General features: G+C 37.4%; 17 protein-coding genes and 1 other annotated feature. All 17 genes read right to left on the bottom strand.

What is annotated here, in order from left to right; genetic code table 11:
• Nucleotides 1-32: 32 nt before the first annotated feature.
• The 17 genes from rpmA to pilM all read right to left on the bottom strand — a co-directional run bounded on the left by rpmA (nucleotide 33) and on the right by pilM (nucleotide 11852).
• Nucleotides 33-323, bottom strand: coding sequence for a 50S ribosomal protein L27 (gene rpmA / locus ACIP9W_RS01495; protein ID WP_142538627.1), 291 nt, complete (start codon nucleotides 321-323; stop codon nucleotides 33-35).
• 12 nt (nucleotides 324-335) lie between these two features.
• Entirely contained in the window at nucleotides 336-671 is a 336-nt protein-coding gene (locus tag ACIP9W_RS01490; protein WP_400785351.1) for a ribosomal-processing cysteine protease Prp, read from the bottom strand.
• A gap of 1 nt (nucleotide 672) precedes the next feature.
• The gene (gene rplU, locus ACIP9W_RS01485) at nucleotides 673-981 is read right to left on the bottom strand and encodes a 50S ribosomal protein L21 (RefSeq protein ID WP_142538629.1); all 309 of its coding nucleotides are present in this window, start codon (nucleotides 979-981) and stop codon (nucleotides 673-675) included.
• A gap of 12 nt (nucleotides 982-993) precedes the next feature.
• Nucleotides 994-1072 (bottom strand) — a sequence feature (ribosomal protein L21 leader region).
• Between the two features lie 51 nt (nucleotides 1073-1123).
• Nucleotides 1124-1720, bottom strand: a complete 597-nt coding sequence (locus tag ACIP9W_RS01480) for a metalloprotease (RefSeq protein WP_400785349.1) — start codon at nucleotides 1718-1720, stop codon at nucleotides 1124-1126.
• Complete coding sequence (locus ACIP9W_RS01475; protein ID WP_282243703.1) at nucleotides 1713-2258, bottom strand: hypothetical protein; 546 nt, start codon at nucleotides 2256-2258, stop codon at nucleotides 1713-1715. Before ACIP9W_RS01475 ends, ACIP9W_RS01480 begins: the two co-directional genes overlap by 8 nt.
• A 299-nt stretch (nucleotides 2259-2557) precedes the next feature.
• A complete protein-coding gene (minD, locus tag ACIP9W_RS01470; RefSeq protein WP_142538632.1) occupies nucleotides 2558-3358 on the bottom strand; it encodes a septum site-determining protein MinD in 801 nt (266 codons plus the stop codon).
• A gap of 1 nt (nucleotide 3359) precedes the next feature.
• Complete coding sequence (minC, locus tag ACIP9W_RS01465; protein ID WP_282243705.1) at nucleotides 3360-4031, bottom strand: septum site-determining protein MinC; 672 nt, start codon at nucleotides 4029-4031, stop codon at nucleotides 3360-3362.
• A 37-nt stretch (nucleotides 4032-4068) separates the two neighbouring features.
• On the bottom strand, nucleotides 4069-4596 hold the full coding sequence (mreD, locus tag ACIP9W_RS01460) for a rod shape-determining protein MreD (RefSeq protein ID WP_400785346.1): 528 nt from the start codon (nucleotides 4594-4596) through the stop codon (nucleotides 4069-4071).
• A complete protein-coding gene (gene mreC, locus ACIP9W_RS01455; protein ID WP_282243707.1) occupies nucleotides 4593-5495 on the bottom strand; it encodes a rod shape-determining protein MreC in 903 nt (300 codons plus the stop codon). Before mreC ends, mreD begins: the two co-directional genes overlap by 4 nt.
• Nucleotides 5496-5508: 13 nt before the next feature.
• The gene (locus tag ACIP9W_RS01450; RefSeq protein WP_142538636.1) at nucleotides 5509-6528 is read right to left on the bottom strand and encodes a rod shape-determining protein; all 1020 of its coding nucleotides are present in this window, start codon (nucleotides 6526-6528) and stop codon (nucleotides 5509-5511) included.
• Nucleotides 6529-6622: 94 nt separating this feature from the next.
• Nucleotides 6623-7321 carry a RadC family protein gene (radC, locus tag ACIP9W_RS01445; RefSeq protein ID WP_400785344.1) on the bottom strand — a complete coding sequence of 233 codons (699 nt, stop codon included), beginning with the start codon at nucleotides 7319-7321 and terminating at the stop codon, nucleotides 6623-6625.
• The gene (locus ACIP9W_RS01440; RefSeq protein ID WP_400785342.1) at nucleotides 7318-7920 is read right to left on the bottom strand and encodes a Maf family protein; all 603 of its coding nucleotides are present in this window, start codon (nucleotides 7918-7920) and stop codon (nucleotides 7318-7320) included. Before ACIP9W_RS01440 ends, radC begins: the two co-directional genes overlap by 4 nt.
• Nucleotides 7921-8014: 94 nt before the next feature.
• The gene (locus ACIP9W_RS01435) at nucleotides 8015-8653 is read right to left on the bottom strand and encodes a hypothetical protein (protein WP_400785340.1); all 639 of its coding nucleotides are present in this window, start codon (nucleotides 8651-8653) and stop codon (nucleotides 8015-8017) included.
• A gap of 86 nt (nucleotides 8654-8739) precedes the next feature.
• On the bottom strand, nucleotides 8740-9495 hold the full coding sequence (locus tag ACIP9W_RS01430; RefSeq protein WP_400785338.1) for a prepilin peptidase: 756 nt from the start codon (nucleotides 9493-9495) through the stop codon (nucleotides 8740-8742).
• Nucleotides 9488-10297, bottom strand: a complete 810-nt coding sequence (locus ACIP9W_RS01425) for a hypothetical protein (RefSeq protein WP_400785336.1) — start codon at nucleotides 10295-10297, stop codon at nucleotides 9488-9490. The genes ACIP9W_RS01430 and ACIP9W_RS01425 overlap by 8 nt, the downstream gene beginning before the upstream one ends.
• Nucleotides 10294-10884: a hypothetical protein gene (locus tag ACIP9W_RS01420; protein WP_400785334.1), complete on the bottom strand. Its 591-nt coding sequence runs from the start codon at nucleotides 10882-10884 to the stop codon at nucleotides 10294-10296. The genes ACIP9W_RS01425 and ACIP9W_RS01420 overlap by 4 nt, the downstream gene beginning before the upstream one ends.
• A complete protein-coding gene (gene pilM / locus ACIP9W_RS01415) occupies nucleotides 10884-11852 on the bottom strand; it encodes a type IV pilus biogenesis protein PilM (RefSeq protein ID WP_400785332.1) in 969 nt (322 codons plus the stop codon). Before pilM ends, ACIP9W_RS01420 begins: the two co-directional genes overlap by 1 nt.
• Between the last annotated feature and the right edge of the window lie 123 nt (nucleotides 11853-11975).

Here is an 11975-nt window from a genome sequence, read left to right as displayed (position 1 = left end):
AGGACCGCATAAATGCAGTCCTTTTCTTATCATCAAGCTTCTTGAGCTACAGGATATACACTTACTTTTTTCTTGTCGCGGCCGAAACGCTCAAAGCGCACTACACCGTCAACTTTCGCAAAAAGTGTGTCATCTCCACCACGTCCAACGTTTTCACCAGGGTGAATTTTAGTACCGCGTTGACGGTATAAAATAGATCCGCCTGATACGAATTGTCCGTCAGCACGTTTAGCGCCTAGACGTTTCGCTTGAGAGTCACGACCGTTACGAGTCGAACCTACTCCCTTTTTGGATGCGAAAAACTGAAGATCTAATCTTAACATATGTTCCACCTCCTACTTTTTGAAGGTTATTTTTATATACTTACCATAATCTTGCTCAATCGTTTGTAAAGAAACAATCATTGACTCTAAAATTAGCTGCATTTGCGCTGCCTTTTCAGAATTTGAAATGCTCGGTACTTCGACATATAAATAGCCGCCGTCCCCTTTTTGCTTTAGTATAGGTGTAATTTCTGTAAGTGCAATAATTGCATTCACCGCACCAAATGATACAGCAGAAGCTCCTGCACATACTAAATCTTTCCCATGCTCCGCAAAATCAGCATGTCCTTTCATTTCGAATGAATGAATCAGACCTGATTGATCTCTCGTTATTATCACTTTAATCATCTTATAAACTAATAGATTCTACTACTAATTTAGTGTATGGTTGACGGTGACCTTGTTTTTTACGGTAATTCTTTTTCGCTTTGTATTTGAAAACGATGATTTTTTTAGCTTTGCCGTTTTTTACAACTTTCGCTGTAACTTTAGCACCTTCCACGAATGGAGCACCAACTTTAACATCATTTCCACCTACGAATAAAACTTTGTCGAAAGTTACAACTTCATCAGCGTTTACATCTAATTTTTCAATGTAGATTTCTTGCCCTTGTTCAACTTTGATTTGTTTACCACCAGTTTCAATAATTGCGTACATACTTGCACCTCCTCTTAGACTAAGACTCGCCCTCAATAGGTGACTCGATAAATCGAATACTTAAACCTTTTCAGTGCGGTTGTAGCAACGGGTGCTGCTACAAACAATAACATTTGAATATTATCATATATAAAACTCCGCGTCAAGCAGTTTTCGTTATTCTATCAAATGCTAACTTATACTTTCGAAATCTCCAATAAGTAATATTTTGCAAAACGATAAACAAAAAAATGAACGAAGCCGATACAGCTCTTGGAAAATAAGCTAAGCTAATGAAAAAAATTAGGCTACTAATCCAAATGGAATAGCCAATTAGCATCTCATACTTATCCGGAAAAAGCGCATCTAAAGCCCGTCCACCGTCTAGTGGATAAATGGGAAGCAAGTTTAAACCTAGAATAATTAATTGCGTCAAAAAAATAAGTCGATCTTGCGGAAAGTCAATGAAATAACTAAAAACCAATATTAAAAGGGTACAAAAGGGACCACCAAAAATAACGAAAAGCTGTCCACTTTTTGGCACTTTTGAAAATTGTTCCATCTTAATCTCTCCGCCATACGGTAATATGGTACAAGTCCGGACTTTTACCCCTACTATCTTTGCTGCGATTAGATGTCCAACTTCATGAATGAGCAAAGAGCCGAATACGATTGAATAGATAGCGATTTCTCCTGACAAATAAAAAAAAAGGAAAAACGGAATCATAATAGGATGTACTTTATATACTGACTTATTCATAAGTCGCTGCTAGCCAATCAACAAGTTCGCTCATCTCTAATTTTTTTCCGTCTTTCACCACTTCAATATATAGTAATTCGTTCTCAACCGTTGCAAATATATCTCCAGGACTCACCGTTGTATAAGGGAGCTGATGAAATTCAGCTACAAAACCAAATGACGCCGTTTCCCCTGTATCATATAAAATAGACATCGTTTTACTTGTATCTTTTTTATATCCAGTAAAAATAATCAGTCCATTTTCTGAAGCATACAAATCCTGTGACTGTTCAACGGCTAAAATGGCTCCGTCACCAAAAGGTTGAATAGATTCATATTGGATTAAAGGAGGGTTCGCCACAGGTGCACTCACTTTAATTTTTTTATCCGATTGGTCCACCCATGCTCTAACTTTTTTATACATCTCAGCTGGCTTTTGAGGCTCTAATAACGTTGTTGTATAGTTGGTCGATAACGTATTATTATCCTCTAAATATGCCACTATAAAAAAGACTGATACAAACAGTAACGCAAGCGCCCATTTTCGTTTTGAAAGCATAACATTCCCCCTAGTAGGAATGTATGATGGCAAGTACAAAATCATGAACAAAAAAGTGGCGAACGCTAAATATATTAACCCGTTTTTTTCACTTCTAAGCCTCTTTTCGCCTCGGAGGAATTAAACTTCATCTCCCCTACCATTTAAGCGAAAAAACGCCTAATTATAAAGCATTTACATATATATAAAGTATACTCTCATATAATTTGAATAAAAATAAATACCAGGTTGTTACTAGCACTGCTAGCCAACCTGGCATGAAAATATCAATCATTAAAGTTATTAAATTACACTTGCAATTATTTAGCAAATATAGATTTAAGCTTAGACATTACACCTTTTTTAGGCGTGTCCATAGACATTAATGGTACCGATTCGCCTAATATACGACGAGCGATATTTCGGTATCCGAGCGCTGCTCTATTGGATGGATCCATTACAACAGGCTCTCCTTTATTGGAGGAAGTGATGACACTTTCATCATCCGCTACGATACCTAATAGATCAATAGATAAATGCGTTGTGATTTCATTAATATCTAGCGCTTCGCCTTTTGTCATTAAATGCTGACGAATACGATTGATGATTAACTTCGGAGGATCAATAGCTTCTTCTTGTTCTAATAACCCAATAATACGATCCGCATCACGAACCGCAGAAATTTCCGGTGTCGTTACGACAATCGCTTTATCTGCACCAGCAATCGCGTTTTTATAGCCTTGCTCAATGCCTGCTGGACAATCGATTAATACGTAATCATAATCTCGTTTCAGCTCATTTACAAGGTCTTTCATTTGCTCTGGATTTACCGCATTTTTATCCGTTGTTTGGGCAGCTGGTAATAAATATAATTTATCTTCAAAACGTTTATCTTTTACAAGTGCTTGATGTATTTTACAGCGGCCTTCCACAACATCTACTAAATCATAAATAATTCTATTTTCAAGCCCAAGAACAACATCTAAGTTACGTAACCCGATATCTGTATCCATTAAGCAAACTTTTTTTCCTTGTAGAGCCAATGCAGTTCCAAGATTTGCAGTTGTAGTCGTTTTACCGACCCCACCTTTCCCAGAAGTTATTACGATTGCTTCACCCACATTAGCTTCCTCCTTTAAATGTCGATAGATTTGGTCTTAATAAACGTAGTTCTTGCAGGCGATCAATTGCGATCGACCCATTTGTATGTAAGTAAGCACATTCCATTTCCGGTTGCTCGGAAAGAACGGTTAACTCGTCTGTCATCGTTTCTATGACATTATCAATTATCAAATGTGTTGCTTCTAACCACGAGGCAGCAATAACCGCATTTCGATTGCCATTTGCCCCTGCATGGGCAATTCCTTTTAGCCGTCCGAGCACAAATACATTCCCACCAGCAATAACTCGTCCATTTGGATTTACATCTCCTATGACGACCAGATCGCCAACGGCAGTAATTATTTGGCCGGATCTCACAATTCCTACATACGTCTCGGACTGATTTTCTAGTAATCTTCTATTACATTCTTCGACGGTCATTACATCACTTTGAATTTTCGTCACGCGAAGATGCTCCGTCTGCTGCACACAATTGATAATTTCTTTGGCCTGTTCATCATTGCAATACCGATATCCTAGATGCAATAGCACTTCTGCTTGACCTTCAAATCCTTCATCAGATACCTTTTTCACCAACTCTTCTAAAAGCTCTGTATATGAACACTGATCATCTAGACGTAATACAAGCCCTTCTTTTGTACCTTTAATCGATATTAACTGCTTTTTCGTCAATCAAGTCACCTCAGATCTACTGTCTAACCAAAAATGATTATTTTTGAAGCAGTAATAATTTTTGATTAAACCGATTTAGAAGAATATATTTAAACAACCATCCAAACATTAAGACAAATACACCATTAGCAATCATCGTTGGAATAAGATTAAATTGATAAAAATTCGCAAACGTCAGCGATTTAATCCCAATGGATGTATAAAATAAGAATAATATAATTTCCACTGCAGCTACTAGTAGAAGCGTCAAAACAGTCGCAACTAATAAGTGATGATGTATAAACCTTACGATAAAGCTAGCTACTAGACACATTAACGGAAAAATAAAAGAATATAATCCAATAATATCAATGAAAAAGACATCATACAAGAGTCCAAAAATCAACCCATAAAGCATTGCTCGTTTTCGATCATAATAAATTGCAATAAATATTAAATAGATGATTAAAAAACGAGGAACTAGCACATAAAAATGCCCGTTCAATTCAATAGGCGAAAAAAGTCCAAAAATCGGTTCCATATAAAACAATAGAACCGAAATAATGATTACTACATAACGAATCATGATTCTTCCCCTGCGCCTTCTGTTAAATCAGCTTCCGTATTCCCGCCATCTATCCCGTCTACAGGGTTAATAGTTCGCTTCGATATAATGACATGATCTAAAATAGAAAAGCTTGCAGCAGGTTTTACATACGCAAGTTGAGTTAAACCATAATCATCCGTTGTCACTTCCGTAACTTCACCGATTAAGATACCTTTAGGGAAAATTCCACCTAAACCAGAAGTAGTTACTTTTTGACCTTTTTTCACTTCAAACTCGGAATCTATTCTTTTTAGCACAAGTTCTTTACGCTCTATATCATATCCTTCAATTAATCCAAATACTTCCTGTTCATCTGCAATAACCGCTGAAACACGATAATTGGGATTTTGGGTAGATAAAAGTTCTACTGTAGATGTGTATGGAGTAGTTAAAATGACTTTCCCTATTAATCCTTGGGACGTCATTACTGCCATATTAACAGCTACACCGTGTATTTCCCCTTTATCAACAATAATCTTTTCTTCCCATTGATCGGGATTACGCGCGATTACAGTAGACTGGATCGGATTAAAGTCACGAATATTTTCTTCTTTATCGACAATTTCTCGCAATTCTTCATTTTCTAACTGCAAGTCATTTACACTAGCTTGTAAGGTGGCATAATCTTCTAATCTTGCTTTCAACCGTTTATTTTCATCATATGTATTAAGTAAAGATTCGACATTATTAAAAATCCCCGTAACATACTGGGTCGGCTTGGAAAACATAGTTTGTCCAAAACCGACCACATCTTTGATTAATTGCTCAGGCAAGGATGCATGATTTCGATCTCGCAAAGAAAAGCTGATGAGTGCCACAAGAAATATCATCCCTACAAGCAGCAAAACTAATCGCTTATTTGAAAAAAATTGTGGCATAGCTCAGTTCTCCTTAACTTTTAGTTTGTTGACGCTTTAATAAGCCCATATGATCAAGTGCTTTTCCTGTTCCGATAGCCACACAATCCAATGGATCTTCTGCGATAAATACTGGCATATTTGTTTGATCACTAATTACTTTATCTAAATTTTTTAGTAATGCTCCCCCACCGGTTAGCATAATACCACGTTCCATTACATCCGCAGACAATTCTGGCGGAGTTTGTTCTAATGTTTTCTTAACGCCATCAATAATAGAAGCGATAGATTCACGCAATGCATTTGCAATTTCAGTTGATGTAATATCAATTGTTTTCGGTAATCCAGTTACTAAGTCACGTCCACGGATGTCCATTTTTTCTTCTGCACCAGTTACTCTTGCAGAACCAATTTCCATTTTAATCGCTTCTGCTGTGCGTTCACCGATTGTTAGGTTATACGTTTTACGAACATAGCTAGTAATCGCTTGGTCCATTGCGTCTCCACCTACACGGACAGATTCGCTTGTCACGATACCGCCAAGTGAAATAACAGCCACTTCAGTTGTTCCCCCACCTATATCAACGACCATACTTCCTGTAGGTTCCCAAACAGGTAAATTTGCACCGATTGCAGCTGCAAAAGGCTCCTCAATCGTTACCGCATCACGAGCTCCAGCTTGTTTCGCTGCATCGATCACCGCACGCTGTTCAACTGAAGTAATACCAAAAGGCACACAAATCATGACATTCGGCTTGCTCCATGACATACCAGATGCTTTAATCGCATTTTTTAAATAATATTCAATCATGGCAGATGTCGTATCAAAATCAGCGATAACTCCGTCTTTCATCGGACGAATCGCTACGATCGAACCAGGCGTACGACCAATCATATTTCTTGCGTCATTACCTACCGCCACAATAGAACCATTTTGTACATTTTTCGCCACAACAGAAGGCTCTCTTAATACAATTCCTTTGCCTTTAATAAAAACAAGGGTATTCGCTGTTCCTAAGTCAATTCCTAAATCTCTAGCTCCAAATCCAAACACTATATTTACTCCCTTTCTATCTCAAACAAGTTTTACTTAATTGTTTTAAAGTCATAACTCTCATTATAACGGATAGAAAGAAAATTGCACAGTGTCACATGTACCCCTTTTCTTTAAGACTTATAAATTGATGATCACCAATGATCAAATGATCGATAATTTCGATGCCCATTATAAGCCCTGCTTCTATTAATCGTTTTGTCACGTCAATGTCTTCAGGAGATGGCGAAGCGTTGCCACTAGGATGATTATGGGCGCAAATAATCGAGGCGGCAGAGCGTTTTACAGCTTCACGGAACACCTCTCTTGGGTGTACGATGGAAGCATTAAGGGAGCCGATAAAAATAGTTTGTTTATGAAGGATTTGGTTTTTGACATTAAGGAAAAGAGCAACGAAATGTTCTTGTTTTAGTGAAGTCATATCTGGCATTAAATAATTTGCGGCATCTTTCGGAGAGCGTATTGTAAACTTTTCGTCAGTTTGTTGTAGAGATAATCTTCTACCTAATTCTACTGCTGCGAGAAGCTGTACAGCTTTTGCTTCTCCTATACCTTTTACAGACATTATTTCTTCTAATGTAGTGTTTTTAAGTTCTTGAATTTGTTCGATAAAGTTGAGGACTCGGTTAGCTAGATGGAGAACAGACTCTTGCTTCGTACCAGTACGAAGCAAGATTGCTATTAATTCTTGGTTGGATAGACTTTGTGCACCTTGTCTTACAAGTCTTTCACGAGGTCGATCGGCTCTATGAACATCCCGAATCATTAAAGAGGATGGTACATCAAGAGTCATTTGCTCAACTCCTTTTCAAACGTGAGCACTTCAAGTGTCAGTAACGTTTGAAACAAACGACTAATCGGAAGGCCTACAACATTATTGTAATCGCCTTCGATTTTTTGGACGAATAATCCTCCCATCGTTTGAATACCATATGCACCTGCTTTGTCCATTGAATCTCCGGTAGCTACATAAGCATCTATTTGCTCATCTGTTAGTTCATAAAATGTCACAAGCGTGGTTTCTGCAAAACTGATACTTGTCCCTGCTCCCTGAATGGAAACGCCTGTCACTACATGATGCGTGCGTCCAGAAAGCTTTTGTAAATATTCTTTTGCTTGTTCTTTACTAGTCGGTTTCCCTAACACTTCTTCCTCTAAATAGACAATCGTGTCTGCTCCAATAACAATAGCATTTGGATTACTTTCAACAATCGGCACCGTTTTTTTATACGCAATAGAAATTGCCATTTCTTCCGGCGTAAGTTTTCCTTCTGCCACTTCCTCAATTTTTGCAGGCTGCACTTCGAACGGAATAGCTAATTTACTAAATAACTCTTTTCTTCTTGGCGACTCACTCGCTAGTATAAATGAATAATCAGTTGTTAGTTTCAATTTAAATTCCTCCTTTTCCCTAGCATACAGAAAAATTGGAAAAAGGGAAATTGTTTTAAAAGTAGAACAATGAGAGAGTTGCGCTATATTTTGCTCAGAAACTCAATTTTACACAGGTGTTCTGTTCTGCATAATGAGTAAAAACATGTAATCTCATAACGGACGAAACATCGGAAAATGCTGATATAGCTTGCACTATAGTCATTAAATCATCCGGATAATCTTCTTTTTTGGCAATTGACTCAAAAAAGTTTTTCGAAATATTATCTTCTTGTAAAATATTAATAAGTTTTTTTACTTTTGGATTTTCACAACTGCTAGTAGAAACATGTACCGTTTTATTGAAACTAGGAAGAGACTCCGATTGTGGAGTAGGCACGTCATTTAAAAATAAATCACTCCACACAAAAAACTGATTTTCAACCTGCACGATACCTGCTCTCTCTAACGAGGGCTGCGTTGCCATAAAGGAGATTGCACTATCTTTCGAAGAAAACATTCCATATTGTTTTACATGAAATGATAATACGCCATCTGCAGCAACCTCTACTTTTTCTTCTTGTGATTGAGCCCCCGCCGGTGTCGTATCTTCTTCCTTGGCAACCTCTACTTTTTTATCATTTGCTAAATTAAGTATAAAACCAAAAAGTAAAACACCGACAACCCCAAGGACAAGCCCTTGAACACCAGCTAATATTATCTTCTTTCTTGGATTTCGCCTTCTAATCGGCATAACATCACCTCTTTTTTCACAACCATATCACGAACCACATAAAAAAAGACGAGACCTATGTCGGCTCGTCCTAAAAATTTATCGAGTTAAAAAAACAAATTTACATACCAATCGACAATCGATTCTCCGTAAAAATAAGAAATTATCGCGGCAATCGCAATCGATGGTCCAAATGGGATCGGAGTCTTCCGTCCCTTTTTCGCTTTTTTCAAAGCAATCACACCAAAAAAGGTTCCAATAATAGAAGCTAAAAATAATGTCAATAAAGTCGGAACTAGCCCTAACACCAGTCCAATAACAAAAAATAACTTAATATCACCGCCGCCCATACCGCCTTTTGACAGCACAGCGATTAAAAACAATACCCCAAAACCAGCCACGGCCCCCAACAAACTATCCCACCAAGGCGTTAACGGCGAAAAAACGCGGCCCATGATTAAAGGAATCAAAAAGAAAAGCAATATCTTATCCGGAATTAGCATATACGCTATGTCAGAAACAGTAATAATAACAAGCATAGAAATAAATAATATCGCAACCATTAGCTCTATAGAAAAGCCTAACTGACTATACGCAAACGCAAATAATAATCCAGTCAAAAGTTCCATCACTGGATACATCCAATGAATCTTCGTACCACAGCCCCTACATTTCCCTTTCAAAAATAGATAGGAAAACACAGGAACTAAATCCACAGCAGTTAAGTTTCGATCACAAACCGTACAATGCGAAGGTGGCTTTACAATCGATTCTCCTTTTGGTACACGGAGACCGACTACGTTGAAAAAGGAACCGAAAATTAGACCGTATATGAAAAATAATAACGTGTACACACTAGTCATTTCCATTCTCCGCTATTGTTGCTTGTTCGTCATGATAAAAAGTAGTCAGCTGTATCGTAGCAGCTATATCGTCCTCTTGATCCTCATCCAAAAGCTGTTCCTCACCAGGTGCTGACAAAATAACCTGATCAACGCGATAAATTCGTTTCAAGTTCTCAACTTCTTCTACGAACAGAACAAGCTGATCATAGTTTTTTGCCAATATAGAAATATTGAAGGTAATTAATTTTAATTTTTCAGGAAGAACAATTTCAGAAACAGGAGAAACGGGCGGTTCTTCGGATGCTTCGCCTGTTGTTTCGTCTGTTGGTGTTTCAGTAGAAGTTGTTTCATCTGTCATTTCTTCCGTCGTTTCGTTCGTTTCTTCGGTTGTTGTGTCTTCGGTTGGTACATCATTGCCTTCTGCTTCAGTCTCCTCGTTTTCTACTGGAGTCTCTGGTAACAATTGAGATTCTTCTAGAGTTCCATCATAATTATTAAACTCTACAGAAAGAATTTTTGAATCACTTAGTAATTCAACCTCTTCAATAGAACGAATAAGCTCATTTAATTCACGGGTCAATGGAACCTGGGTTTTTAAAAAGAATGTATTCTCTGAGGAATCTTCCTCCGACTGAGCAGAAGAATATTCTTCCTTCAAAGCAGCAACCTCACCCTGTAAAACCTGTACACTTATTTCTTTCGATGCCCTTTCATCTTTTAACGGTTGCAGGACAAAGTAGTAAACTGCCCCTAACAAAACGACTACAAGAGCAACGATTAATATAAAGGCCGTTCTTTTATTGCTAACTAGTTCATTCATGGAGTGACACCTCCATTTTCCAAGTAAGTTTGATCAATTTCTAAATTTAAGATTGCTGAGTAACGTGGAATAATCTCATATTTTTTTTCTGTATTTTCCTCCGAATTGGAAAGCTCAAAGTTTGTGACACTCTCCACCTTTACATCCGAAAAATAATCGCTAATTAGTAGTTTATCTACGAATAAAGACAGACTCTTCATCGTTTCTACATCTACAGAGATATGGATACTTCTTTCTACAAATTCATATTGCCGTAAATATGTATGTGGCTCGAGTAATGCATTCACTTCTATAAGTAAAGGACTCACAGGATATGAAACACGTTCAGCAAAAGTCACAGAGGTCTGCAGATCCCCTTGTCCGGACACTTTTAAATCGGTTACTACCTGTGTGAGATCATCTCTTTCTGCCGTCGAATAAGTTTCATCAGCAGTAAGGGTTTCTATATCTTTCTTTACCGTTAGATATTGAATAAAGAACAACACAAGAATAGTGAGGATTAAAATTAAACTAATAACGAGCACTAAAATAGAATTGGACTTTTGCCGCTCCCTTTTAGGCAATAAATTTATCTCTGGAACCATCATCAAGCCTCCCTATATATAAGTCCAATAAGTGGAATATGCTTAGACTTCAAATTAGGATGATATTTTTGTACTTGAGAATCATCTATATATGTAACAGGTGTGACAAAATTCGCCGTCATCTCAGAAGCAATATAATCCATTTCTGGCGAGTCTCCCAATGTAATTATTTCATCTACCGCTTTTTCTCCCTTATATAGAGAGAAACGATAAAAGTTTAGAATTCTTTCTATTTCAGCAATTTGATCGATCAATTGCGCACGATATTCCTCAATCTCTCCATCATAAACAAAACTGATTTCATCCTTTTCACTTTTACTTTGCCACTTTTCTTTAAATGTATCAATAGATTGATAGCGAAGGAATTCAACATTTCCTCCCGTATAAATGCTGATCGAAACACCGGAGATAGACCATTCCGTTATTAAATAACTCTTATTTTCCTCCAAATCAATTGTCTTTTCTAAAAAGCGAATTGTGGCTAACGCTCTAACATCTGCTGTAACTGGATCTAGATGCAAATCGTCTAATAATCCAGCTATTTTGTTAATCTCTTCAGAAGGTGCAGCAAACAAAACCGCCTCTCCATCATTAGGCTTAAAATCATAGACATCAATTAGAGGTTGAGAGAAAGGCAAATGAATCGTTTGTCCCAGCTCCATCTCTACATATCCTTTTAGCTTAGGAGCGGTTACATCGGTAGGATGTTCAAATGATTTCATCATCACAGTACTATCCGGCACAAAAAAGCGTATATCATAACGCTTAATACCCCAATCATGTATAAGCGTCTTCAACGTTTCATACAACGCCATTTCATCTTCTAAAATATCTCCATCAAAAATACCTTTCTCCAAAGGGTACTCATAAACAGCTGACTGCGCAATCTCATTACCACCCATTACTATCGCTCTTAGTATGTATTCATTTAAATCTAAAGCAACATAGCGCTTTACCTTCTTTTTAAACATATTCTTCTCCCCCATATTTAGCTCTAATTAGTTTTATGGTTCAGAAAATGAAGTATTCATTTGCTCAATGATAAAACTAAGGGACTACAGCAGCGGTGGGCTGCTGTAGTTAATTCTAAAAAT

The sequence above is a fragment of the Psychrobacillus sp. NPDC093180 genome (assembly GCF_044754065.1).
Lineage (GTDB): Bacteria > Bacillota > Bacilli > Bacillales_A > Planococcaceae > Psychrobacillus.
Note: the sequence above shows the minus strand (reverse complement) of the source record. Positions and strands in the feature narration are given on the sequence as shown.